This is a genomic window from Cryptosporangium phraense, from assembly GCF_006912135.1.
GTDB classification, from domain to species: Bacteria; Actinomycetota; Actinomycetes; order Mycobacteriales; family Cryptosporangiaceae; genus Cryptosporangium; species Cryptosporangium phraense.
This window is the reverse complement of record NZ_VIRS01000060.1, coordinates 1-22,857: the sequence shown is the minus strand read 5'-3', so window position 1 is coordinate 22,857 and position 22,857 is coordinate 1. Positions and strand designations below refer to the sequence as shown.

24 protein-coding genes and 1 pseudogene are annotated in these 22,857 nt (G+C 70.5%); 12 read left to right on the top strand and 13 right to left on the bottom strand.

Annotated elements, in window-relative coordinates; genetic code table 11:
* The first annotated feature begins 305 nt into the window (after nucleotides 1–305).
* From FL583_RS38725 to FL583_RS38710, 4 genes are all read left to right on the top strand, one after another.
* Nucleotides 306–1,757 carry a replication initiator gene (locus tag FL583_RS38725; RefSeq protein ID WP_142709904.1) on the top strand — a complete coding sequence of 484 codons (1,452 nt, stop codon included), beginning with the start codon at nucleotides 306–308 and terminating at the stop codon, nucleotides 1,755–1,757.
* Nucleotides 1,758–2,073: 316 nt separating this feature from the next.
* Nucleotides 2,074–2,457 carry a hypothetical protein gene (locus tag FL583_RS38720; RefSeq protein WP_142709903.1) on the top strand — a complete coding sequence of 128 codons (384 nt, stop codon included), beginning with the start codon at nucleotides 2,074–2,076 and terminating at the stop codon, nucleotides 2,455–2,457.
* A 45-nt stretch (nucleotides 2,458–2,502) separates the two neighbouring features.
* Entirely contained in the window at nucleotides 2,503–3,864 is a 1,362-nt protein-coding gene (locus tag FL583_RS38715) for a hypothetical protein (protein WP_142709902.1), read from the top strand.
* Nucleotides 3,865–4,008: 144 nt separating this feature from the next.
* Nucleotides 4,009–4,785, top strand: a complete 777-nt coding sequence (locus FL583_RS38710; RefSeq protein ID WP_142709901.1) for a hypothetical protein — start codon at nucleotides 4,009–4,011, stop codon at nucleotides 4,783–4,785.
* A gap of 57 nt (nucleotides 4,786–4,842) precedes the next feature.
* Here FL583_RS38710 and FL583_RS38705 read toward each other — a convergent pair whose 3' ends face one another.
* Entirely contained in the window at nucleotides 4,843–5,250 is a 408-nt protein-coding gene (locus tag FL583_RS38705; RefSeq protein ID WP_205752842.1) for a GntR family transcriptional regulator, read from the bottom strand.
* Between the two features lie 442 nt (nucleotides 5,251–5,692).
* Here FL583_RS38705 and FL583_RS38700 point away from each other — a divergent pair, with 442 nt between their 5' ends.
* Together FL583_RS38700 and FL583_RS38695 are read left to right on the top strand one after the other, a co-directional pair.
* Entirely contained in the window at nucleotides 5,693–6,574 is an 882-nt protein-coding gene (locus FL583_RS38700) for a helix-turn-helix domain-containing protein (RefSeq protein ID WP_170324101.1), read from the top strand.
* 32 nt (nucleotides 6,575–6,606) lie between these two features.
* Nucleotides 6,607–6,822, top strand: a complete 216-nt coding sequence (locus tag FL583_RS38695; RefSeq protein ID WP_142709898.1) for a DUF397 domain-containing protein — start codon at nucleotides 6,607–6,609, stop codon at nucleotides 6,820–6,822.
* 372 nt (nucleotides 6,823–7,194) lie between these two features.
* On the opposite strand, the gene FL583_RS38690 is transcribed toward FL583_RS38695, so the two are convergent.
* On the bottom strand, nucleotides 7,195–7,689 hold the full coding sequence (locus FL583_RS38690) for an ArsR/SmtB family transcription factor (protein WP_142709897.1): 495 nt from the start codon (nucleotides 7,687–7,689) through the stop codon (nucleotides 7,195–7,197).
* 47 nt (nucleotides 7,690–7,736) lie between these two features.
* On the opposite strand from FL583_RS38690, the gene FL583_RS38685 reads away from it, so the two are divergent.
* Both FL583_RS38685 and lexA read left to right on the top strand, forming a co-directional pair.
* Nucleotides 7,737–8,972, top strand: coding sequence for an MFS transporter (locus tag FL583_RS38685; RefSeq protein ID WP_142709896.1), 1,236 nt, complete (start codon nucleotides 7,737–7,739; stop codon nucleotides 8,970–8,972).
* 22 nt (nucleotides 8,973–8,994) lie between these two features.
* Nucleotides 8,995–9,597: a transcriptional repressor LexA gene (gene lexA, locus FL583_RS38680; protein WP_142709895.1), complete on the top strand. Its 603-nt coding sequence runs from the start codon at nucleotides 8,995–8,997 to the stop codon at nucleotides 9,595–9,597.
* Here the strand turns inward: lexA and FL583_RS38675 are convergent.
* A complete protein-coding gene (locus tag FL583_RS38675; protein WP_142709894.1) occupies nucleotides 9,594–10,034 on the bottom strand; it encodes a DUF6892 domain-containing protein in 441 nt (146 codons plus the stop codon). The genes lexA and FL583_RS38675 overlap by 4 nt on opposite strands.
* A 37-nt stretch (nucleotides 10,035–10,071) precedes the next feature.
* Here FL583_RS38675 and FL583_RS38670 point away from each other — a divergent pair, with 37 nt between their 5' ends.
* The gene (locus FL583_RS38670) at nucleotides 10,072–10,569 is read left to right on the top strand and encodes a pyridoxamine 5'-phosphate oxidase family protein (protein ID WP_142709905.1); all 498 of its coding nucleotides are present in this window, start codon (nucleotides 10,072–10,074) and stop codon (nucleotides 10,567–10,569) included.
* Here the strand turns inward: FL583_RS38670 and FL583_RS38665 are convergent.
* The 6 genes from FL583_RS38665 to FL583_RS38640 are packed head-to-tail and all read right to left on the bottom strand — an operon-like array spanning nucleotide 10,566 to nucleotide 18,620.
* Nucleotides 10,566–11,006: a cupin domain-containing protein gene (locus FL583_RS38665; protein WP_142709893.1), complete on the bottom strand. Its 441-nt coding sequence runs from the start codon at nucleotides 11,004–11,006 to the stop codon at nucleotides 10,566–10,568. The two genes, FL583_RS38670 and FL583_RS38665, sit on opposite strands and share 4 nt — an antisense overlap.
* A gap of 10 nt (nucleotides 11,007–11,016) precedes the next feature.
* On the bottom strand, nucleotides 11,017–11,805 hold the full coding sequence (locus FL583_RS38660; RefSeq protein WP_142709892.1) for an SDR family NAD(P)-dependent oxidoreductase: 789 nt from the start codon (nucleotides 11,803–11,805) through the stop codon (nucleotides 11,017–11,019).
* Nucleotides 11,802–12,590: an alpha/beta hydrolase gene (locus FL583_RS38655; protein ID WP_142709891.1), complete on the bottom strand. Its 789-nt coding sequence runs from the start codon at nucleotides 12,588–12,590 to the stop codon at nucleotides 11,802–11,804. The genes FL583_RS38660 and FL583_RS38655 overlap by 4 nt, the downstream gene beginning before the upstream one ends.
* A gap of 56 nt (nucleotides 12,591–12,646) precedes the next feature.
* Nucleotides 12,647–15,382 (bottom strand): helix-turn-helix transcriptional regulator, encoded by a 2,736-nt coding sequence (locus FL583_RS38650; RefSeq protein WP_142709890.1) that lies wholly within the window; start codon nucleotides 15,380–15,382, stop codon nucleotides 12,647–12,649.
* 40 nt (nucleotides 15,383–15,422) lie between these two features.
* A complete protein-coding gene (locus FL583_RS38645) occupies nucleotides 15,423–18,107 on the bottom strand; it encodes an ATP-binding protein (RefSeq protein WP_142709889.1) in 2,685 nt (894 codons plus the stop codon).
* 36 nt (nucleotides 18,108–18,143) lie between these two features.
* Complete coding sequence (locus FL583_RS38640; RefSeq protein WP_205752841.1) at nucleotides 18,144–18,620, bottom strand: NUDIX domain-containing protein; 477 nt, start codon at nucleotides 18,618–18,620, stop codon at nucleotides 18,144–18,146.
* 34 nt (nucleotides 18,621–18,654) lie between these two features.
* On the opposite strand from FL583_RS38640, the gene FL583_RS38635 reads away from it, so the two are divergent.
* Nucleotides 18,655–19,008, top strand: coding sequence for a DUF2255 family protein (locus tag FL583_RS38635; protein WP_142709887.1), 354 nt, complete (start codon nucleotides 18,655–18,657; stop codon nucleotides 19,006–19,008).
* On the opposite strand, the gene FL583_RS38630 is transcribed toward FL583_RS38635, so the two are convergent.
* Together FL583_RS38630 and FL583_RS38625 are read right to left on the bottom strand one after the other, a co-directional pair.
* The gene (locus tag FL583_RS38630; protein WP_142709886.1) at nucleotides 19,005–19,418 is read right to left on the bottom strand and encodes an META domain-containing protein; all 414 of its coding nucleotides are present in this window, start codon (nucleotides 19,416–19,418) and stop codon (nucleotides 19,005–19,007) included. The genes FL583_RS38635 and FL583_RS38630 overlap by 4 nt on opposite strands.
* Nucleotides 19,419–19,461: 43 nt before the next feature.
* A pseudogene (locus FL583_RS38625) lies at nucleotides 19,462–19,749 on the bottom strand (ATP-binding protein); the annotation flags it as partial.
* 88 nt (nucleotides 19,750–19,837) lie between these two features.
* Between FL583_RS38625 and FL583_RS38620 the strand changes: the two are divergent.
* The gene (locus tag FL583_RS38620) at nucleotides 19,838–20,476 is read left to right on the top strand and encodes a DJ-1/PfpI family protein (protein ID WP_142709885.1); all 639 of its coding nucleotides are present in this window, start codon (nucleotides 19,838–19,840) and stop codon (nucleotides 20,474–20,476) included.
* Complete coding sequence (locus tag FL583_RS43320) at nucleotides 20,361–20,627, top strand: hypothetical protein (protein ID WP_420843240.1); 267 nt, start codon at nucleotides 20,361–20,363, stop codon at nucleotides 20,625–20,627. Before FL583_RS38620 ends, FL583_RS43320 begins: the two co-directional genes overlap by 116 nt.
* On the opposite strand, the gene FL583_RS38615 is transcribed toward FL583_RS43320, so the two are convergent.
* Together FL583_RS38615 and FL583_RS38610 are read right to left on the bottom strand one after the other, a co-directional pair.
* Entirely contained in the window at nucleotides 20,624–21,748 is a 1,125-nt protein-coding gene (locus FL583_RS38615) for an FAD-binding oxidoreductase (protein ID WP_142709884.1), read from the bottom strand. The two genes, FL583_RS43320 and FL583_RS38615, sit on opposite strands and share 4 nt — an antisense overlap.
* A 210-nt stretch (nucleotides 21,749–21,958) precedes the next feature.
* Nucleotides 21,959–22,495, bottom strand: a complete 537-nt coding sequence (locus FL583_RS38610; protein ID WP_142709883.1) for a transposase — start codon at nucleotides 22,493–22,495, stop codon at nucleotides 21,959–21,961.
* Nucleotides 22,496–22,857 lie beyond the last annotated feature (362 nt).

The window sequence follows — 22,857 nt, the reverse complement described above, 5'->3', positions numbered from 1 at the left end:
TTAGTGGGCCATTGTGCATGAAAGCCGGTCGGATAAAGCACTGGGAAGACTTCGCCTCTGACGGCTGAGGCTGAGCGACTTCCGCTGCTGCCCGGGTCCGGGGTGGTGTGCCTGCCGGGCCGTGCCGCCGCGTCAGCGAGCGGCAGGCCCGATGCGGGCGCGCCGCAGGCCCGGCCCGTGGGTGCGGCGGCGGAAAGGCCAGCGGCGGCCGGAGGCCGCCCTTGAGAACTGTAAGGAACGTCTAATCAAGCCTGCGGCGTCGGCGCTGGTCGGCGCGGTGGCTTCAGCGCGCGTGGAGGTCGGGCGTGAGCGGGCAACGGGATTGGGGAGCAGAGCTGGCGGCGGCCGGACTGTCGTGGGATGTCTGGTCAGGGCTGACGCTCTGGGGCCGGGCCGGTGCACTGCCGGAGTTGGCCGAGCAGCTCGCGGCAGTGGGTGGGTGCGCGCGGCCGGTGCGGCTGGCCGGGACGGTGCGGTCCTTCTCTACGGCAACCGGTGAGTTGGTCGGCGAGTACGACACGGGTTCTGGACGGGTGGGCGGGCTGCTGGTGGCGTGCGGTTCGCGGCACGCGAGTGTCTGCCCGTCATGTGCGCATCGCTGGCGCGGCGACACGTGGTGGCTGGCGTTCGCCGGGCTGGTGGGCGGCAAGGGTCGTGCGGCGGGGGTGCGGTCGCATCCGAGGGTGTTCTTGACGCTGACGGCGCCGTCGTTCGGTGCGGTTCATTCTCGGCGGTTGCGGTCGGACGGGCGTGCGGTGGCGTGTCGTGCTCGTCGCGGGTGGCCGGTGTGCGAGCACGGCGAACCGGCGTGGTGCGGTGTCCGGCATCCGGAGGCCGACCCGGTGGTCGGGGCGCCGTTGTGCGTGGCCTGTTATGACTGGCCGGGGCTGGTGCTGTGGAACTCCCACGCGGGCGCGTTGTGGAATCGGTGGAGTGTGCAGACGGGCCGGGAAATCGGCCGGCTGTCGGATCGTCCGGCGGCGGCGGTCCGGGCGGCGGTGAAGGTGGAGTCCACGCGGGTCGCGGAGATGCAAGCCCGGGGCGCAGTGCACCTGCACGCGATCGTGCGGGCGGACTCGGGCAGCGACCCGGACGCGCCCCCTCCGGAGTGGGTCACCCCGGAGCTACTGGCGGCAGCGGTCGTCGGGGCGGCAAGGCGCGTCGCGGTGGAGATCGATGTGCCGGGCGTGGGTGGCTGGGTGCTGCGGTTCGGCGATCAGGTTGAGGCGCATCCGATTCCGGCGGGGGCGGATGACGCGGAGGAACGGCGGCTGGCGTCGTATCTGGCGAAGTACGTCACCAAGGACATCGCACCCGGCCTGGAGCGGCCGGTCGGCGCTCCGGGGGAGATCGGGCTGTTGCGGGTGCCGGGGCATGTGCGGGCTCTGGTCGGGGTCGCGTGGCGCCTGGGTGGTCTCCCGGAGCTGGCGGGCTGGAAGCTGCGGCGGCGGGCGCATCAGTACGGCTACCGGGGTCCGGTCGCCACTCGCTCGCGCGGGTACTCCGCGACGCTGGCCGCGCTGCACACGGCGAGGATGGACTACCGGCGTGAGCAGGCCGCCAGGGTGGGAGCGGATCGGCTGGCGCCGAATGGTGTGCCGGAACAGACGGTGAGCATTCCTGCGCTTCGGTTGTCACGCACAGGATTGGATGCGGCGGGCCGGTGGCTGGCCGAGCAGACCCGGGCCGATCGCGAGACCGCGCGACGGCTGGGACGTGAGGAAGCAGAGATAATCGAGGGACCAGACGCCGCGTAACAGATACACGGTCGGTGACCTATTACCGTAACGCCGTATACCGCCCGTGAACGTGTTTCGGGATGAACAAATATCCGGCTCGCGGTTCTTGGTTGTCAGCTCAAACCGTCTAGTGTCGACTGTCCATATTGACTCGGCGTCACCTCGATCTAGCTGGATGAATACGGAGAGAAATCGTGAATTCACGTGAACCTTCTTCGATGTGGGTCACGTGTATCTGGTGTCGATTCACCGCTCGGGCGTGAGCGGGGGGCCGGAATCGTCGCGACAGATGCGGCAGCGGGCCGCGTCGTGGTTCCGGAAAGAGGAACGGACAATGGCCGAGTTCAGCGTCAACCTGACCAATGCGATTCTGTTGTGCGCGGGGAAGGCCGAGCCGCGTTACGTGCGGGGGTCGCGCACGGAGATCATGACCGACCGGGACACCGGGGCGAAGCTCTACCGGGTGCCGATGGTGCTCATCCAACCGAGCGCCAAGCCGCAGTTGATCGAGGTCACCGTGCCCGATGGCGTGGGGCTGACGGTCTCGGCGCCGCTGTCGGCGGAGAACCTGCGCGCGAACTCGTATGAGTTCGACGGCCGGTCGGGGATCTCGTGGCGGGCCGATTCGGCGGAGGTGATCGGCGGGCCGAGCGTGGACGAGAACGGCGCTCCGACCGCTCCGATCTCCGGTCGGGGTCCGGCGAAGCAGGCGAGCTAAAAGGGCCGTCCCGGTTCCCGCCGGTCCTCGCGGATCGCTCCGGCAGTGGTTTTACTGCTGGGCTACCTAATCGGTCAGCACGGCCCCTTGCGCTTTCTTTGGGCTCTGCTCAAGTTCGGCGTGTGGCTGGTGTGCGCGGTGGCGTGGCTGGGTGTGTTGTTCACCCGGCCCGCCGCTGCGGTGGCCCTTTCGGTGGCATGGGTTCTTCTCTGGATGTTGTGGCGAATGCGCGCCCGAGTGTGGGCGCTGGTCTGGCGCTTGTGGGGTCACCGGATATCGGTGATGATTCCGCGCCGCGTGTGGATGTGGCATTTTCAGTTCAATTCCTGGCCGCGTCTGGTGTTCCGGCTGGGCTTGGTTTTCCGGGACGGGCACGGCCTGAGCCGGTTGACGGTGCAGTACCCCCGGGGCCGGTGGACGCTCGCGGACGACGACAACGGCTGGACCGTGGTCGTGAATGTCCTGGACGGGCAGTCACCGGCCGACTTCATCGCCCACTGCGAGACGTTCGCCGAAGCGTGGGGTGTGCACCACGTCGCCGGGGACTCGCCGAAGCGGGGCACGGTCCGGCTCCGCGCCTACATCACCGACCCGCTGCGGACGCCGCTTGCGGCGCCGCCGATCCCGGCGGTGACCAACTTTAAGTCCGTGTTGCTGGGGATGCGCGAAGACGGCCACCAGTGGCGTGAACGTCTCCTCGGTCGGCACCTGTTCATCGGGGCGGCGACCGGCGGCGGCAAGGGCTCCGTCCAGTGGGCGGTGATCCGCGCCCTCTGCCCGGCGATCCGTGCCGGGGCGGCGGAGGTGTGGACGGTCGACCCGAAGGCCGTCGAGTTCGCCAAAGGTCGGTGGCTGTTCAAGGAGTACGCCACCAGTCCCGAGGAGATCGTGGATCTGGTCGAGAAAGCCGCCGCGCTGGTCGCCACCCGGCGGGCGGCGATGGCCGGGGGCGCACGAACCCACGTGCCGGTGTCGGGCGACCCCTACGTCCTGCTGAACATTGATGAGTTGGCGGCGTGCACGGTCTACATGACCAAAGACCTGATCGACCGGTTCAACCGGGCGTTGGGGCTGATCCTCACGCAAGGCCGGTCGCTGTCGGTCTCGGTCATGGCCGCCGTCCAGGACCCGCGCAAAGAAATCGTGCCGATGCGGCAACTGTTCACCACGCGCATCGTGCTGCGGGTCGATGAGGCCGGACAGGCCGACCTCGTGCTCGGCGGCGGCGCCACCGCCCGGGGCGCACACGCCCACCTGATCCCCGCCGACGAGTACACGGGCGCCGGTATCGGCTACGTCCACGGCGACAACCGAGCCACCCCCATGAGGGTCAGGGCCGGTTACACCTCGGACTCCGACATCGACCGCATGTGCCTGAGGTACGCCCCGGCCCCCACCGGGCCGTAAGCCGGGCGCCGTCGCTGGGCCGGTGACGCCGCATACGCACGTCCGGCACGCCTCTTCCACGGGCAACGGCGTGGCCGGCGCAGCGACCACCAAACCGCGGTGACCTCACCGCGCAATTCCGCAGACAGGAGAAAGGACCATGTCATGTTCGGACCCCGCCGCACCAGTAGCGATCCGCTGTTCACGGCTGATGGGCCGACGCTGCGCCCACGCTTCCACGCCGACGACGAGCCCACCCCGGACGACCCCGGCACCGACCACTCGGCGGACCACGACCCCGACGCCGTCGGGGACAGCGATCATCGGTCGGATCGCCGGACGCTGAAAGTGAAGCTCGGAGTCCTCGGGCTGGTAGTCGCGATCATCCTTGCCGCGCTCGGCTTCGCGGCCGACCTGATGCAACCCGACACCGAACCCGATCGGCCAGACTTGCGGGTGATGGCCTGGTGGTGGGACGCCTTCGATACCTACCCCGACCCGATCGGATCCGGCTCATGGCGCGACTCCGTCTGTCGCGACGACCGAGGTCACGTCCAGAACGTGATCGCCAGGGAGACCAAGCGCCAAAACGCCGGATGGCCGTCGGACAAGTGGGTGGTCTCGATCGCGTTCGAAGACCTCGAATACGCACAGTCCGGCAGCACGGCCAGCGTTCGTCTGTCGTCAACGACAGACTTCTACCCGCGAGGTGACAACGGCTTCGACTTCTGGTCCGGCCTCGATCAGGACTGGCAATTCCAGCTCCAACGCGACGGCGACCGGTGGTGCGTCCATCGGATCGTGGTTGCCTACCGGCCGGGATTCGATCCGGCAGACGGCACGTTGACTTACGGCGATGGCGGCCTCATCGGGAACGCACCCGGCGACGCGGGCGCGGACGACACGATCGAGGGTGGGCTCAGAGGCGAAGCCCACCGCTAGTGCACAAGACAGCAAAGAGGCCGGTCCCTGCGTGACGGGGACCGGCCATCGATTGTGCTAGGAAGGCTTCACCTTGCAGAAGGCGCCTTGGCCGTGCCGGATCTCGACAAGCTGTGCGGCGGCAAGCCGCTGATAAGCCTGTCGTGCGGTGCCTCGTGTCACGTCGTAGGCGGCCATGACTTCTGTCTCGGACAGCATGCGGTCGCCGTAGGACCATTCGCCCGTCCGTAATCGCCGGACCAGGTCCCGGGCGATTTGAGTGCGGACTCTCGGTGGCTCGAATTCCGTTCGGTTCCCCACGCTCCAGCCACCTGGAAACTGGCGGACCTTCTCCATGAGCGCCAGTGCTTTCAGGGCCTCGTGCACGGCATCGCTGGTCACTCCGTACTGCTTGGCCAGGTCAGCCTCCGAGGGCAGGTCGGCCTCGGCTGCGAGGTAACCCACCTGGATCTGGAGATTCAGCACCTCGAAGAGCCAAGAAGAGGCCGGGACGCGGAGCATCAGAGGCGGTGTCACTGCGGTGCCTCGGAGGCCGGTGCCCGTCGAGCGCTGGGCGGCCACGCCTGCTGCTCAGCGAGCGCCTTGCCTGGGATTCGCTTCGGCAGAGGCGGTGGTGGCTCGAAGAGCCGGGGGCCGGGTTCGCGATCGAGCGCCGCGAGGACCGCACTTAGTAGACGCTCAGCGACTACGTCGGTATCCGTCATCAGGACCTCCACAGCGCAGACGAACTGGCGCCGACGCGTACGCCCGCGAGCGGCGACTCTGTCTACAGAGGAGCCTGAACCGCTGGAAAACGAATCGCAATGGTGCGAAAATTGAGATTCTGAACGCTCGCCACCGTTTCCGGATCTTGCGCACGGTCTGCGTTCGGAACGCAAGCAAACGACCGGACGTAGGAGGTCAGCGGGTGACCATCAGCGGCGGAGTAGCACGGGGCCGGGGGCGTCGGCGTCTCCTGCGAGAACTGACCCGATTACGGGTCGAGGCGCGCCTGTCGCTTGATGAGGCGGCGATGCAGCTACTCGGCAAGTCCGGGTCGGCGCTCTACCGGATGGAGGCCGGGCAGGTAGCGAAGATTCGACCGCTGGAGGTGCGTGCGCTGTGTGCCGGCTACGGCGCATCCCCTGAGCTGACTGCGGACCTCGCAGACTTGGCCGAGGAGACCACGAAGGCGTCCAAGGGGTGGTGGGGCGCGGTCGGCAGTCCGGCTGCCCCGTGGTTCACGACGTTGCTGTCGCTGGAGGACGAAGCGCAGCGGATCGACGCTTGGTGCCCGACCCTGATTCTGGGACTGCTCCAGACCGAGGACTACGCCCGCGCAGTCATGACCGCCTTCCTTGGCCTTAACGATCCCGCCGAAATCGAACGTCAGCTCACTACGCGCATGAAACGACAGGCTGTCCTCACGCGCCGCGCCGGGGCCGTAGAGGTCTGGGCTGTACTGGACGAATCGGTGCTGCATCGGGTGATGGGAAGCCAAGCCGTGATGCGCGATCAACTCCGTCATCTGGTGGCAGTGTCGGAGCGACCGAACGTGACTTTGCAGGTGGTGCCGTTTTCAGCGGGCGGGCATCCGGTGCTCAGCGGAGGGCCGATCGTGCTGTTCTCGTTCCGCGATCCCACCGACCCCGGAGTGGTGTATCTGGAGAATCACGCCGGGGCGCTGCACCTGGAAGAGCCTTCGGACGTCGTGATCTATGCTCGGATGGTCGAACACGGGCGGACCTCCGCACTTTCGGCGTCGGACTCGCGCGAACGGATCGCTGCTCTCGCGGCGGCACTGGATTGAGCATCGGCAACGCGGACAGGAGACTCACGGCCATGATCGACCTGACCGGCGCCCGCTGGCACAAGTCGTCCTATAGCGGTGGCGCGAACAGCGAGTGCGTCGAAGTTGCGGGCGAGCGCGGCGAGCTCGGCGGGTGGGTCGCGATTCGCGACACGAAGAACCGGTCTGCTCTGTCGTTGGCGCTGCCTGCCAGCGCGTGGCGGACGTTTCTCAGCGGGCTCAAGTCCAGCGAGTTCGACCGGGCCTGACGGCCACGGCGCGGTGTGCCGCTGGACCTGTTGCCGCCTCGGCAATGAGTCGGCGAAGCCGTCCATGTCAGTGGCTTGACGCTGTATTCGACCGGGCCGCGTCGCTGGGCGGTGCGTGGGTGGGGGGCGGCGCGGCCGACCACCACCCGTCACGCTATGTAGTGCCTTACGCTTCCGCGCTTGCCATCCAGGGTCTTTACCGGTTTAGAACATTTTTTGAGCTGCCGCTGTAGCAGCCGCTCATGTCGTCCAGCCTCCGTGAAGTTGCTGGGGTGTGTTCCCCGCGCGCCTTCAGCTTCTCGGGACCGCCGCGACGCTCGATCGGCGCCGCTGCGAACGGAACGTTCGCCTCGCAACAGTTACCGCCACCGGTCACGACCTCAGCGGGAAGGCCATGACCGTCACCCCAACAGCGACCGTGCCGGCTGACCTCGGTGGCTGCGCCGCCGCGTGCAGCCCCTCGGCGATCTCGACCAGCTTTCGTCGGGCATCCGCCCAAGCCTCCGGCGTCACCCAAAGTTCCCCGTCAACCGTCACTCCAGGGCTGTCCGGCGCCCTCCGGGCCGCGCGTTCGCGGAGCGTTCCGGCCAAGGCCTGCGCGAGCAGTGCACCGTCGTCGCCCTGGTCGGACAGCGGCGTGCCCCGGACGGTTCGGTAGCGCCGTTCCCGGCCACCGCGGTGGTTGCGTTCCTCGGCCAGTTCGACGAGTTCGGCCGCGATCAGGCGGCGTAGGTGCTGGCTGGCCAGCGCGTGCGAGATGCCCAGCTCGCGGGCCAGTTCGGCCGCCGACATCGGGCTGGGCCAGGCCAGATTGAGCATCCGAAGCCGTAGCGGGTGGGCTAGCGCGCGAAGTACGGGATCGGTCATCCGTGGAACCTACTCCCAATCATGTGATTGGGAGTAGGTTGCACGCCATGGCGTGGACCACGCTGACCGTGTTGCGCGACCGGAACGCCGGGCTCTACCTCGGCGGGGTCCTGGTCTCCGGCTTCGGCGACTCGGCGATGGCCCTGGCCGCTGGGATCTGGGTCAAGACTCTGACCGACTCCAACAGCCTGGCTGCGCTGGTGAGCCTTTGTGTCTGGCTGCCGACCCTCGCCGGCCCGGTCATCGGAGTGGCCGCCGACCGGGTCCGTCGGCGGCCGCTCTTGGTGGCCACCCACCTCGTGCTCGCCGCACTCATGGCTACGCTGCTGCTTCTCGACTCCGCAGCCCGCGTCTGGTTGCTGTTCGCTGTGCTCACCCTGGTCGGAGTGGGGACCGTCCTGAGTGACGCGGCGGAGACCGCGCTGATCACTGCGGCGATCCCGGACGCGCTTCGCGGGGACTTCAACGGTCTGGTCCGGACGGCGATCGAGAGCATGAAGCTCGTTGCGCCGCTGGCTGGGGCCGGGTTGTTCGCCGCGCTCGGAGGGCCGGCCGTCGCGGCGCTGGACGCGGTCACGTTCGCGCTGGCCGCGATCGCATTCCGGTCACTGAAGGTCCGGGAGGCCCCACCGGTCGCCCGCGTCGACGGCACCTGGCTGCGCGACACCGCCGAAGGCATCCGCTACCTGAAAAACCACCCGCTCCTCCGACGGCTGATCCTCGCCGGGGCGGCGGCCATGATCGCGTCCAGCCTCAGCAGCACGGCCACCTACGCGATGCTCGACGTCGGTCTCCATCGGGCGCCGACGCTCGCCGGTGTCCTCCTCGCGTTGCAGGGACTCGGCTCGATCGTCAGCGGACTGGCGGCCGGCGCCCTGATGCGCCGCAAGTCCGAACCCGCGTACGCGGCGGCCGGTCTCGCCTTGTTCGCGGCCGGGGCGCTCGCCAGGGCCACGCCCTGGTTGCCGGTCGTCCTCGGCGGCAGCCTCTTGATCGGGCTGGGGTTGGTCTGCCCGCTGCTCGCTGCGCTCACCGCGCTGCAGCGCGCGACTCCGACCGACTTGCTGGGCCGCGTCGCGGCGACCGCGAACACCGCGATGTTCGCTCCCACCGGCCTCGCCGTGCTGCTCGGCGCGGGCCTGGTCGCCGTCGTCGACTACCGCGTCCAGTTGGTGACGGCCGGCGCGCTCGCGCTCCTCGCCGCCGCCTCACTGTTCCGAAGCGGACGTTCGAGCTGTCGCGATGCGCAGGAACACGAACTTCACGGAGGCTGGACGACATGAGCGGCTGTGAGACAGTTCCCCGGTGGACGACTACGGCGTGAACCAGCGGCAACGGCAGATCCTGGGCGTGATCCAGGAGTCGGCCCGGCGCCACGGCTACTCGCCCTCCACCAAAGAAATAGCCGACGCGCTACGCCTGGCCCCCTCCACGGTCAGCCGCCACCTCCGTAACCTCGAGGACCTCGGCTTACTCCGCCGCGGCCGCGCCACCCGGCCGGTCGACGTCCGCATGTTCTTCGAGAAAAAGCCCCCGACCACTACGGTTCCGGTCCTCGGCGACATCGCGGCCGGTGCGCCGATCCCGGCCCAGGAGACCTCGGACGAGGTGCTGTCGCTGCCGCAGGACCTGGTCGGCCGGGGCACGCTGTTCGGCCTGCGGGTCCGCGGTGACTCGATGATCGACGCGGCGATCTGCGACGGCGACATCGTCGTCGTCAAACAACAGCCGGAGGCCTACAACGGCGAGATCGTCGCGGCGATGATCGACGACGAGGCGACGGTGAAGGTCTTCCGGCGGCGCGCCGGGCACGTGGTGCTGGAGCCGCGGAACGCGGCCTACTCCGACATCGACGGCGACCGCGCCGTCATCCTCGGCAAGGTGGTCTCGGTCCTGCGGCGCACCTAACCCTCTATCTGGACGCCCGGCAGCGCGCCGGCCAGGGCCGAATCCCGGGCGATGCGGCGCCAGAACACCCGCCGGAGCCGAGGCAACGCGAGCAGCGGGGCCACGTCCACCCAATCCGGAATCATCGAGATCACCAGTACCTCGGAGAGACCGGGCAGCAGCGCCAGGTCGCGCAGATCGAGCACATCGAGCTCGTCGGACTCGCCGTCCCAGCCCGGCGTCAGCGCCCCGTAGATCGCCAGCCCACCGTCGAAGACCAGCGACGTCACACCGGCCAGTTGTGAAGCGGACGGCCAGTACTCCCGGAGATACCGCTCGACCGCCGGAACCGGCTCGTACGCCCCATAGCTGTAAGCGTCACCCGGCGACGGGATCTCCAGCCCGGAGATCTGCTCCAGCACCACGAGCTTGAACTGGAACGAGAAAAAGTTCGGCACGATGTCGAAAGTAGGAGACGAGCTCCGTCCCCGGGGCATGACACCGAACGAGATCACCGAGATCCTCGACCGCCCGTACAGCCAGGAGCTGCTGGCCCGCGACATCACCCGGCTGGCCTACGTCGGGCGCGACGGCTTTCCGCGCAACGTCCCGATCGGCTTCACGTGGAACGGGTCCGAGATCGTCATGTGCACGTCGAAGAACGCACCGAAACTGGCGTCCCTCCGAGCCAACCCGGCGGTCGCGCTGACGATCGACACCGAGGTGCACCCGCCGAAGATCCTGCTGATCCGCGGCCACGCGACGCTCGACGAGACCGACGACATCCCGGACGAGTTCCTGCAGATGAACGGCACTTACGCGATCACCGCCGAGCAGCGGGTGGAGTGGGAGAAGGAGGTCCGGTCGCTCTACGACGGCATGGTGCGGATCGTGGTGATGCCGACCTGGGTGAAGCTGATCGACTTCGAGACGACGCTCCCGTCGGCCGTCCAGGAACTGGCCGAACGACGGGAGCGCGCGCGGAAGGCCTAAGAAACCGGCGGCGGGCCGGCCACGCGCAGCTGATACGCCTCGGCCGCCGCGACGATCGAGCCGATGTCGAACGGAGCCGGAACGTCGTCGCCGGTGATCACCGGCGAGCTGTTCCCGGAGAACCACTTCTCCAGCCCGGCCGGGGCGAACGAAACAGCCATCCGGGCCAGTGGAGACCGCACCAGGTACGCGTGCGGCACCCCGCGCGGGCCGAGCGCCACGTTGCCCGGCTCCAGGTCGTACCGGTCGTCGCCGACGAAGAAGCTGATCTCGCCGTCGAGCACGGTCCAGATCTCGTCCTCGTTGTCGTGGATGTGCAGCGGCGGGGCGTGCTTCTCGGTGTCGGCGAACTCCATGACGCTGATCGCTCCGTGCGTGGCCTCGCCCGGGATCAGGATCCGGGCCTTGCCGCCGAGGAACCAGAACTGGTCGGTCATTCGAACCTCTCTACAGGCTGGTGGTCAGGCCACCGTCGATGAGGAAATCCGCGCCGGTCACGTTCTCGGCGCGGTCGCTGGTCAGGAGCAGCACCAGCGCGGCCACTTCCGCGGGCGCGGTGAAACGCCCGGTGACCGAGCCGGCGGCGGCCGAAGCCGCGATCTCGGAAGGACTGCGCGAGTTCGCCTGGCTCAGCACCGACGCGACTCCGTCGGCTCCGAGCCACAGATCGGTGCTCACCGGTCCCGGGCTGATCGTGTTCACCCGGATCCCGCGTCCACCGACCTCTTTGGACAGCGACTTCGAGAAGTTCAGCAGCGCGCCCTTGGCCGCGCTGTAGTCGATGACCAGCGGGTCCGGCAGCGTCGCGTTCACCGAGCAGACGGTCACGATCGACCCCGCACCCCGCTCGAGCAGGTGCGGCAGCGCGGCCCGGGTGGTGCGGACCGCGGAGAGGAAGTTGATCGTGAACGACGCGGCCCACTCGTCGTCGGTGACCGACAGGAACCCGTCCGGCCGCGGCCGGACTCCGCCGACGTTGTTGACCAGGATGTCGAGGGCGCCGTAGGTGGTGACGGCCGCGTCGACCAGGGCCGCCGGCCCCTCCGGCGTCGTCAGATCCACCGCGACGGGGTGGACCGCGGCGCCGTCGGCCAGGTCCTTGAGCTCGGACGAGACCTGCCGGGAGCCGGTGACGACGTTGGCGCCCTCGCCGACGAGCGCCTGCGCGATGGCGAGCCCGATGCCCTTGCTCGCCCCGGTCACGACCGCGGTCTTGCCGTACAGGTGGAGGTTCACAGCCCCTGCTTGCGCAGCCAGTCGAGGGACGCCGTCGCCACGTCCCGCCAGCCGGAGTCGATCGTCAGCGAGTGCGCGCGGTCGGGGAACTCGAGGATGTCGGTGACCGCGTCCGAATGCCGGTACTGCTTCAGCGTCGCCCGGGTGACGGCCTCGGGGACGGTGTGGTCCTTGCCGCCCATGATCAGCAGCAACGGGCCACGCATCTCGTTGCGGACGTTCACCGCGGCCGGCGAGTGCGGGTCGAAGTTCGCGGTGGCCGCCTCGAAGAGCGGCTTACCGGGGGCGGGAATGGCCCACTTCTCGTACAACTCGTCGGATTCCGAAGGAGGAACCGCGTTGCCGAACGCGTAGCGGAACTGCTCCGCGGTCAGCGACACCGCCCGGTGCTTGTTCGCCGGGTTCTTGAACACCGGCAGCGTCGACCGCAGCGCCGACAGCGGCAGCGGCAGCACGCCCTTGATCTGGGCCGCGTCGATCGCGACCGCGGCGACGGCCAGGTCCTGGCCGAGCAGCTTCTGCGCGATCATCCCGCCGAACGAGTGCCCGATCAGGATCGGCTTGGCCGGCAGCTCGGCGATCAGCTTCGCGTAGTGGTCGACGACGTCGTCGATGCCGTGGTCGGCGATGCTCTCCGGGTTCGCCCGGGCCTCGTCGACCGTGTCCGGGTCGCCGGGCCAGCCCGGGGCCGAGGCGTCGTAGCCGGCCGATCTGAAGAAATCGATCCAGGTGGACCACGAGTCGGCGTGCAGCCAGAGCCCGTGGATGAAGAGAACTTGGGTCATGAGCTCACCCCACCAGCGGGCGACCCCGGCTCGCGTCCAGGAAAGACCCCAGGGTCTCAGCGGAGCACCCCAGCCAGCTGCCGCCGGGACGTGATCCCGAGCTTCCGGAAGACCTTGTTCAGGTGGTACTCGACGGTCGAGGCGGTCACGAACAGCCGCGTCGCGATCTCCGCGTTGGTCGCCCCGTCGATGGCGAGGCGCGCCACCTGCAACTCCTGCGGGGTCAGTCCGACGTCCGGCCGAGCGCTGCGTCGGCGCAGGGATTCGCCGGTGGCGCGCAGTTCGAGCTCGGCCCGGCCGGCGAACGCGGTCGCTCCCATATCGGCGAACATCCCGTGCGCGGTGCGCAGCTGGTCGCGGGCATCGGTGCGGCGACCGTGCCTGCGCAGCCATTCACCGTAGAGCAAATGGGTACGGGCTAGATCGGTCCGCACCGACGTGCGGCTCAGCTGGTCGACGGCCTCCTTGAAGGCCCCCTCGGCGTCGTCCGACAGCAGCGCGCGGGCGCGGGCCAGCGAGCCGAGGGCCCAGGGCGTGCCGCTGGCCGACGCCCGCTCGGCCAGCCGCCCGAGCACCCGCTCCGCGAACGGACGGTCGTCGGCCCGCACCGCGGCCTCGACGGCGTCGGCCAGCACCCGGTTGCCCTCGCCGATGACGTCCTCGGCGAACAGGCGCTTCGCGGCGACCAGCGCTTCGGGGTACCGGCCGAGGCTTAGCTCGAGGATCACCAGCGCGTAGAGCGCGTGGGTCTCCCGCGAGCCGTACCCGAACTGGCCGCCCCACACCTGCACGTTCGACTCGACCGCGGCCCGCGTCGCCTCTTCGTGGCCCTGCCAGGCCAGCAACTCGACCCGGGCTACGTCGAGCGTGGGCGGCATCCCGGTCGCCCGCCCGATCTCGACGGCTTCGTCGTGGTCGGCCTCCGCCTCGCTGAGCCGCCCGGTCAGCGTCTTCCAGGCCGCCATCGTCGTGAGCACGGCGTAGAGCGAAAGGAGCGCACCTTGCCTGCGGTCGAGCGCGTCCATCCGGGCGAGGACGACGCCGAGACCCTGCTCGTCCCACAGGTCCTGAGCGGCCCAGGTACCGACCGACGCGAGCGGATCGGCGCTGTCGGCCAGGTCCGTGCTGCTCATCGTCGCGATCGCGGCGCGCAGCAGCGGCACCGCCGACGCGTACCCGTCGGCGATGCGGACCGCGTAGGCGTCCATGAGCAGATCGGCCATTGCCCGGGCGACCGGGCGGGCCGGCGGAGCGTTCTTCGCGGCCCGGGCGATGTCGAGCACCGTGACGCCCGCGGTGTACTTCCCGGAGAGGAGCCCGGCGGTCATCGCTTCCCAGAGCATGGCCCTGGTCGTCTCGTCGTCCAGCGGTCCGAACGACGCCAGCGCGTCGAGCAGGGTCGCCGGTACGTGCGACGGGACGCTGGTCGAGTACCACTCGATCGCAGCCCGGGCGCGCTGCGCCGACACGGCCAGGGCCGGCTGGGTGAGCCCCGGCGCGGCCTGATCCAGGCGGTGCGAGGCCGCCGCGATGTCGGCCACGATCAGGTACGGCCGGATCGCGGCCAGGAACCGCGACGACCGGCGCTCGACGTCCGAGGTCAGCTCGGCCGACCGGGACAGGAATACGGCCTGGGCCGCGTAACCGCCGCGGCCGCGCGCGGTCTCGGACGCCTGCTCGAGCTCGTCGGCGATCGTGTCGTCCAGTCCGACGACCGACTCGGCCAGGTGCCAGGCCCGCCGATCCGGATCGCGCACCGGGTCGATGGCCGCGCCGAGGGCCGCGTGCACCGCGCGCCGATCGGCCGGCGGCGCGGCCCCGTACACGGCCGAGCGGATCAGCGGGTGCCGGATCGAGTGCCCCGGCGTCACCGCGCCGGCCGCGTGCCCGGGCGTCACGATCCCGGCCGAGTCCGCCGCGTCGAGCGCCGTCGGCGGCAACCCGAGCCCGGACGCGGCCCGCCAGAGCAGCGCCTGGTCGTCGATCGGGGCGGCCGCGACCAGGAGCAGCAGCAGCCGGGTGTCCGCCGGCAGCCCGAGGACCCGGCCGACGAAGTGCGCTTCCAGCCGTCGTCCGATCGGGAGGTGGTCGGGCAGCCCGGCTCCGCCCGCGAGCTGCTCGGCCGAGAGCGCGGCGGTCACCTCGATCAGCGCGAGCGGATTGCCCCCGGTCTCGGCCACGATCCGATCCGCTACCTCCGGGTCGAGCCGGCCGCGAACCGCCGAGGCGACCAGTTCCCGAGCGGCGTCCAGGGATAGGCCCGCCATCGTGTGGGTCTCGAGCCCGCGGAGCGCCGCGAGATCCTCCCGGGCGCCGACGAGCAGCCCGATCCCGTCGGCGTTGAGACGTCGGCCCACGAAGGCCAGCGCGGCCAGGGACTCGGGGTCCAGCCACTGAGCGTCGTCGACCAGGCAGATGAGGGGTGCGTCGGCCGCGACGTCGGCCAGCAGGGTCAGCGCGGCCAGGCCGACCAGGAAGAGGTCCGGTGGCGAGCCGGTGACCAGGCCGAACGCGGTCGACAGCGCGGAGCGCTGGGGCGCCGGGAGCCGGTCGAGGCGGTCCAGGTGCGGCCGCAGCAGCCGGTGCAGACCGGCGTAGCCGAGGTGGGTCTCCGACTCCGCGCCGCAGGTGCGGGCGATCCGGACGCCGTCGGCGTCGGCCACGCTGTCGAGCAGCCGGGTCTTGCCGACGCCGGCCTCGCCGACGAGGACGAGCGCGGTGCTGGAGCCGTCCCGGATCCGCTCGACGAACGCGGCCAGCAGCTGACGTTCCTCCGCTCGTCCGTGCAGCATGGCTCGAACATTAGGGACGGCCCGCGGATCGTCGCGTACGTCATGTGACGGTGCCGGGCAGCGCGGCTCGCAGCGCCCCGCGCGAGGTCACGCCCAGCTTCGGGTAGATCCGGTGGAGGTGCGTGCTGATCGTGCGGTGCGAGAGGTAGAGCTTCTGCCCGATCTCGCGGTTGGTGAGCCCGTCGGCCGCCATCTGGGCGATCTGCAGCTCCTGCGGGGTCAGCAGCTCGCTGGCCTGCGCGACCCGCCCGCGGCTGGCCTCGCCCGAGGCCCGGAGCTCCGACCGCGCCCGGTCACCCCAGCCGATCACTCCCAGCGCGTCGAACGTCTCGCGCGCGGCGCGGAGGTGCGGACGGGCGTCGGCCGGACGTCGGTGGCGCCGGAGCCACTCGCCGTAGGCGAGCTGCACCCGGGCGCGGGCGAACGGCCACCGGGCCAGATCGGCGCGCAGCGCCGTGCCGAAAAGCTCCTCGGCCTCGGATTCCGCGGCCATCAGCGCGCGGGCGAAGCGGAGGTTGATGTGCAGCGTGGGCGACGGGGTCCGGAGGCCGATCGCCTCCATCTCGGTCAGCAACCGCTGCGCCTCGTCGCGGTACCCGCTGCGCAGACCCGCTTCGACGACGTCGCCCAGGTACGAGAACTTGTTGACGAGGTGGTACGCCGGATCAGCGGGGTCGAAGACGCGCCGCAGGTGCTCGAACGCGTCCGAGTAGCGGCCGACGCCGAGCGCGGACAGGCCGCGGGCGATCTGGGTCATCGACAGCGCCGGCCGTACCCCACCCGGCACCGCCTCCCGCTCCACCTCGGCCGCGATCTGCTCGGCGGTGTCGTCGTCACCGCGCAGCGCCGCGATCTGCGACTCCAGCGAGCGGGCCAGCAGCGCGATGCTCGGCTGCGACGTCTCGCGGGCCAGCCGCACGGCCTCCTGCGCGCTGGTGATCGCCGCTCCCAGGTCCATCAGCTGCAGCGCGCACCAGCAGTGGACGCTCGTCGCCCGGGCCAGCAGGGCCAACCGGCCCTGTGCGCGAAGCCCGGCGACCGCGGTCGTCATCAGCGCGAGCCCGACGTCGAACGCGCCGACCGCACTGGCCGTCACCCCGACCAGGCGGGCCGCGACCGGGTCGCCGCCGACCTGCTCGATCGCCTGTGGCAGCCGCTCCTGGACCAACCGGCCGTGCTCGATCGGGGACGCGTGCCCGAGGATCGCCAGCAGCCGCCGGTCGATCGGGTCGGTCGTGATCGTCAGGGCCGCGTCCGCGATCCGGGCGCGCGCGTCGTCGCCCGGCTCGACGAAGAAACAGCGGATCGCCGCGCGGTAGAGGAGCTTGAGCGCCAGGTCGGTATCGCCGTCCGCGGCGATGCGCTCGGCCAGGTCCGCCTGGCGGCGGACGTTCGCCACCAGGTCGTGGATCCCGTCGTCGAACGCGTCCCGGGCCCAGGCGGCGAGGGTCCGTTGGGACCGGTTCAGGTCGAGCGCTTCGGCCTGGTCCAGGAGCCGGACGCAGGCCTCGCGCTGGCCGAGCTCGGTCGCCAGGTCGGCCGCCTTGAGCAGGCGATCGGCCCGTAGCGACGGGTCGGCGCTGAGCTGGGCGGCCCGTTCGAACGTGGCGACCGCGGTCTCGACCCCGCCCCGGCGCAGAGCCCGGGTGCCGGCCGCGTCCAGTTCGGCGGCGATGTCGTCGTCGGGGCCGACGACCGACTCGCCGCGGTGCCAGGCCCGGCGGTCGGTCTGGGTGGCCAGGGTCTCGGCCAGTGCGGCGTGGGCGCGGTGGCGCTGGCCCGTCGTCGCCTGCTGGACGATCGCCGACCGGACGAGCGGATGCCGGAAGCGTAAGCGTCCGCCCGGGAGTTCGACGAGGCCGGCCGCGACGGCGGGTGCGAGGTCGTCGACGGTTCGGTCGCCACCGGCGGCGAGGATCTCCGACAGCGAGTCCCCGTCGTCGACGGCGGCGATGAGCAGGAGGAGGAGCGTCGGGTCGGGCAGGCCGACGGTCCGGGCGCCGAAGGCGCGTTCGAGGCGCTCGGACAGCGGAAGGAACGTCGTTCCGGCGTCGACGAGCCCGGCCGGGAGCTCGACCAGCGCCAACGGGTTGCCCGCGGCTTCGTCGAGGACCCGGCGGCGGACCGCGGGCGGGAGGTCGGGGAAGCGGGAGTCGAGCAGCGTGGCGGCGGCCGGTTCGGTCAGCGGGGCCAGCTCCAGGGCCGGGACCGCGGCGAGGGCCTCGGGGTAGTCGGTGCGGGCCGCGCCGATCAGCGCGATCGGCTCGAAGTCGAGGCGCCGGGCGATGAACGCGATCACGTCCGCGGTCGCGCGATCGAGCCACTGCCCGTCCTCGACCACGATCAGGATCGGGACGTCGGCGGCGGCGTCCGCGATCAGGTTCAGCGTCGCGAGCGCGATCAGGAACAGGTCCGGGACCGGGGCGTCGGTCTGACCGAACGCCGAGTGCAGCGCGGCGCGCTGCGGCGGCGCCAGCGCGCCGATCCGGTCCCGGATCGGGCGGAGCAGCTGCTCCAGGCCGGCGAACGCCACCTGGGTGGCCGACTCCACGCCGGTGGCGCGCAGGATTCTGACGTCGGAGGACGCGGCCAGGCTGGTCGCTTCGGCGAGGAGCGTGGATTTGCCGAGGCCGGCGTCTCCGCGGACGACGAGCGCGCCGCCGCTGTCGGGGAGCTGCTGGATCAGGCGATCGACAGCGCGGAGTTCGTTCTCGCGCCCGATCATGGCGTGATTGTCGCTGGCTGTCCGTGGTGACAGCAACTATCCGAGGGTGGGGTTGCCGTCTTCGAGGTAGAGGGTTTCTCCGGTCTTCCGGGCGACGAGGGCGGAGCGGATTCGGCGGGCGAGTGGGGGCGCGGTGCGGGTGTCTGATTCGTCCGGGGTGCACCAGGCGAGGCTGCGGAGTTCTTCGGGTTGGAGGCGGATCTGGTCGGGGTCCAGGTCGGGGCCGTCGAAGATGAACATGAAGCCTTCGGTGCGGGCGCCTCGGGCCGGGGACCAGTCGACGACGAGGAGGCGGCCGGGCTCGACGGTCAGGCCGAGCTCCTCGTGGGTCTCGCGGCGGGCGGCGGCTCGGGGGGATTCGTCGCGTTCGACGGCGCCGCCGGGGATCTCCCAGTCGGGCTTGTAGGTCGGTTCGACGAGGAGGAGTTCGCCGTGGTCGCGCGTGGTGTCGCGGGTGAAGAGGATCCCGGCGGCGGAGCGCTTGGTCGGGATCGTCGTGTAGTCGAAGGCCACGTGCCGGAAGCGTATTACGGGCAAGGTGGGGGCCGTGACGTGGACGCCTGTGGAAGCCGCCATCCTCGCCGTTGCGCCGATGCTGCACGTCATCGCCGGCTCTGGATACTTGGGGGGCGCCCGCGCCGAGGTGGGCATGGTCGTCGTCGACGGGCGGCTCTACGTTCGGGCCTACCGCGGACGGGAGTCCGCCTGGTTCCGGCTCGCGGTGGCCCAGCCCCGCGGGCGGATCCGCACCGGGACGCTGGAGCGCGACGTGACGTTCGGGCTGTACGACGGACCTCTCGACGCGATCGACGAGGCTTATCGGGCCAAGTACGGGAATGCCGGCGGGCCGGCCACGCATCCGCGCACCCGGGAAGCGACGCTCCGGGTCGAGCCGGCCTAGCGTCCGGTCAGTACTAGTGAGTGGTCAATTCGTAGCGTCGGCCAGGAGAGCGTGTAGACGGTCCGGCCGTCGAAGGCCTTGGCGATCGACTGCAGGGCCGCGCTGGAGTCCGACGGACACGGGATCGGCGCGGGGATCCTGACGTTGCTGAACCGCAGCGCGGAGGCTTCGTACCGCACGTCGGCGACGAGCGTGTTGCACCCGGCGGATGCCACCACCGAGCGGTCGTGGAACCGCACCCAGGCCCGTACACCCCCCGTCCTCGTCCCGACGACCCACCACCGGTGCCCCACCAGCGTCGGATTCGGCGCGGTCGTGGGGGCCACCGAGGTCTTCGGAGCTGCCTCGGACGGTGCGCCCGCACACCCCGCCAACACGAACACCAGCACCCCGACCACGAACCGACCCATGGCCCTTCGACGCGCCCTCCCCGCGCCCGGTTCCCGTCCCTGGTTACGTGATTCCGGCGGTCAGCGCGTTCGCCGGGTGAGAGCCGCCGATCTTCCGAGCCACCTCCCCCGGCGACCGGAACGTCGTGTCGACGACCTCGCCGTCCTCGTGCAACCAGGCCAGCCCGGCCTCGGCGTAGGCCTCGAGGTAGCGCAGCGTCCCGCCGGTGTACTCCAGCACCCGCCGAGCGGTCTCGACGACGAGCGTCCGCCACGGCGGCCAGTGCTGGAAGTTGTCGGTCGCCGGCAACCCCGGCGCGATGTCCATGAGCGTCGCGCCGACCTTCTCGGCACCTCCCTAGCCTCTGCTGGCGAGAACCCGGCGCAACATGTCGATCCCGCCACTGGGCCAACCCCCGAACCCCCAGCACGATGACCACATGCACGCCCAATTCGTTCTCTACGACAACTTCGACCCGCTGGACGTCATCGCCCCGTTCGAGGTCCTCGCGGCCGGCGCCGACCTCCTCGGCGGCCACGACCTCACCGTCGAACTCGTCTCCGCCGACGGCCCAGGCCCGATCGTCAGCGGAACCCGGAGCCTGGCCCTCACCGCGACCGCCGTCCTCGACCCGACCCGCCCCGGCTACGTCGTGGTCCCCGGCGTCAGCGGCCCGACCATCGACGCGCTCCCCGTCCTCCTCGCCCACTTCGGCCAGACGAAGGCCGCGCCCCTGCTCCGCGAGGCCCTCGCCCATCCGGACGTCACGATCGCGACCCAGTGCGGCGGCTCGCTGGCGCTCGCCATGGCCGGCCTGATCGAGGGCCGCCACGCGGTCACCCACGTCCTGGGCATGGACGTCCTGGAAGCCACCGGCGTGCACCCGGTCCCGGCCCGGGTAGTCGACGACGGCGACCTGATCAGCGCCGGTGGGGTCACGACCGGGCTCGACCTGGGACTCCATATCCTCGAGCGCGAGTACGGTCCGCGCCTGGCTCACGCCGTCGAGAAGCTCTTCGAGTACGAACGGCGGGGCACCGTCTGGCGCAACGTCGGCCGCGAACCGGTGGCGGTATGACGGCGACGCCGTCGCCTGGCGGCAGGCGATCACCAAGCCGATCCGCCTCAACCTGCAGTTCGACGTCCGGGTCGCCGGCGACACGATGACCGGCCACTCCCGAGCCGGCCGCCTCCCTCGCAGCACGGTCACCGGTCGGCGTCGGGCCTAGACGGGAATCTCGTGCACGGCGCGGAAGACCCCGTCCGGGTCGACCCGCCGCCGGATCTGCTGCAGCAACGGCCACACCTCCGCCGCGAACCCGCTGGCCGGGTCGACCCGCTCCCGCACGAACGGCAGGTACGTCCGCCCGCCGACGTCCCCCGACACCAGGAACCGCCCGTCCAGGCGGTCCAACGCCCCGGCCCCCACCGCAGACCGTCCGAGCGCCCCGCCCAGTTGCCACACCTCGACGGCGGAGCCGTCCAGAGGAACGTCGGACCGGAGCGCACACCGGTCCGAGGTCGACGCAGGCCAATCACCCAGCGAGCCGGCCGCGACGCGGCCGAACGTATCGACCTTCGGTCGCAGCGCCCGCAGCCCGGCCAGCATCGCCTCGGCCTCCCGGTCCTCAGCCAGGACCGCCCCATCGACCACCACCAGGTCTCGCCGCCGGATCTGGCGATAGACCGTGGTCACCGCGTCCGGCGCGGCGGACGCCCAGTCGGCCCACCGAGGCAGCACCCGCTCCGCGTCCCGCAGGTCCCACGCGAGCATTCCCGCGTAGACCGTCCGGATCCACTCCAGCCGCAGCTCCACCGCCGTGACCAGGCCGAAGTTGTCCCCGCCCCCACCACGCAACGCCCAGAACAGCGCCACCTCGTGGTCCTCGTCCGTGCGGACCAGTTCCCCGTCCGCGGTCACCAACTCCACCGCCGCCACGGTCGAGCTCGCCAACCCGAGCGCCCGCCCGTACCACCCGAGCCCACCCCTCAACGCGTGCCCGACCACCCGGCTGCGCGCCGCGCCGTGCAGCACCGCGAGCCCTCGCTCCCCGAGCGCGTCGACCAGCGGCCCCCAGGTCGCCCCCGCGCCGAGCCGGGCCACCCGCCGATTGAAGTCGAATGCGCTCAGGTAGTCGGTCTGCACGAGGACGGTGTCGCTGAGGTCCCCTTCCGGCAGCTCCGAGGTGACCCTCCACCCTTCGGCTCTGGCTCGTCGGATGACGGCGGCAGCTTCAGCCGGCGACCGCGGGAACGCGATCGCCGCGGGTCTCCGCTGGGCCCCGCGGGCTTGCTCGTAATTGGGGTCGCCGGGCCGGAAGATCTTCACCTGCTTGCTCAACGTCGTCATATGTGGCACGACGAGGAAAAAGGTTCAAAGTTCAATCAGCCGGTCGGATGTGGGTGGATCCGAGGCGCTCGAAGAGCGCGCGACGGTCTTGTTGTGCAGGAAGCTCCGGAGGCCCTCCGGCCGTCGATGGCCTTGGGGAACGACTCGCCGTGCTCCGTTAGTCGCTATTTGGTGCAACGCACCTGCTAAGGCCTGCCCCCGGTTCGGTGCTCAGACTGTCGCGGTGAGGTTGTGCATGTATGCGATTCCGCGGGCGGCGTGGGCTGCGCCGGTGGCGCGGGGTCCGCGGTAGGCGCCGTCGGCGATGACGGTCGCGCCGCGGGTCGTCCAGGCGGCGTCGGAGTCTTCGTAGACGGTGCAGTCGTTGCGTTTGCCCGGTTTCGGGTCACCGACAGCAATCAGCAGTTGAGTGTCGGCGTCGATGACGACCTGCACGTTGACCCAGTTCCGGTAGTTCTTCGACCGTGCGGTGAGGGCCTGGTCGCGGACCGGGATCAGGGCCGTCGATGATGAGGACCGTCTCGGGTGAGTACCGGCGCACGACTGGGGCCAGGGTGAGGAACGGCGCGAGGCGGTCGACGATGCGGTGCACGGCGGCCTGTTTGATCCCGAACAGGCTGGCGCGACTCGGCGCATCGTCAGATTCGTGCGGCGCCGCGCGACCGTCGTGACCAGACGCCGGAACTGCCGTTCAGACAGGCCGGTGAAGACCGGAATCAATTCGGTCCGCGACGCCGACAACACCACGCAGCACCCAACGACCACCACCCGTGGTTACGAGTCAGGCCTTAGTGCGGCGGAAGCGAGACCGCGCCGGCGGTGGGCATTGGCGACGACGAAGCAGGTGATGCGCCAGTCGGCCGCGGCGGGAGCCCTCTCGAAGGCGGTTTCCGTGTGATGCGGGGGAGCCCGGCGGGGTTCCGTAGTGGGCCCAGCCGACGCAGGCTGGGCCGTCATACACGAGGGCCGCGTGCGAAGTGCCATGTGTTGCGAAGCGAACGCTTCGGCCGTCGTGCGTCTGATCGAGCGGGGCGGGGATTCCCCGCAAGCTGAAGGCACACGGGGAACGGCCCCGAAGACTTCAGGAGGCTGGACGATATGAGCGGCTG

Bases quoted from the DNA above. Each gene is read 5' to 3' on its own strand.
- FL583_RS38720 (WP_142709903.1), top strand. From the start codon at position 2,074: ATGGCCGAGTTCAGCGTCAACCTGACCAATGCGATTCTGTTGTGCGCG.
- FL583_RS38710 (WP_142709901.1), top strand. From the start codon at position 4,009: ATGTTCGGACCCCGCCGCACCAGTAGCGATCCGCTGTTCACGGCTGAT.
- FL583_RS38695 (WP_142709898.1), top strand. From the start codon at position 6,607: ATGATCGACCTGACCGGCGCCCGCTGGCACAAGTCGTCCTATAGCGGT.
- FL583_RS38690 (WP_142709897.1), bottom strand. From the start codon at position 7,689: ATGACCGATCCCGTACTTCGCGCGCTAGCCCACCCGCTACGGCTTCGG.
- FL583_RS38685 (WP_142709896.1), top strand. From the start codon at position 7,737: ATGGCGTGGACCACGCTGACCGTGTTGCGCGACCGGAACGCCGGGCTC.
- FL583_RS38670 (WP_142709905.1), top strand. From the start codon at position 10,072: ATGACACCGAACGAGATCACCGAGATCCTCGACCGCCCGTACAGCCAG.
- FL583_RS38665 (WP_142709893.1), bottom strand. From the start codon at position 11,006: ATGACCGACCAGTTCTGGTTCCTCGGCGGCAAGGCCCGGATCCTGATC.
- FL583_RS38655 (WP_142709891.1), bottom strand. From the start codon at position 12,590: ATGACCCAAGTTCTCTTCATCCACGGGCTCTGGCTGCACGCCGACTCG.
- FL583_RS38650 (WP_142709890.1), bottom strand. From the start codon at position 15,382: ATGCTGCACGGACGAGCGGAGGAACGTCAGCTGCTGGCCGCGTTCGTC.
- FL583_RS38645 (WP_142709889.1), bottom strand. From the start codon at position 18,107: ATGATCGGGCGCGAGAACGAACTCCGCGCTGTCGATCGCCTGATCCAG.
- FL583_RS38630 (WP_142709886.1), bottom strand. From the start codon at position 19,418: ATGGGTCGGTTCGTGGTCGGGGTGCTGGTGTTCGTGTTGGCGGGGTGT.
- FL583_RS38620 (WP_142709885.1), top strand. From the start codon at position 19,838: ATGCACGCCCAATTCGTTCTCTACGACAACTTCGACCCGCTGGACGTC.
- FL583_RS38615 (WP_142709884.1), bottom strand. From the start codon at position 21,748: ATGACGACGTTGAGCAAGCAGGTGAAGATCTTCCGGCCCGGCGACCCC.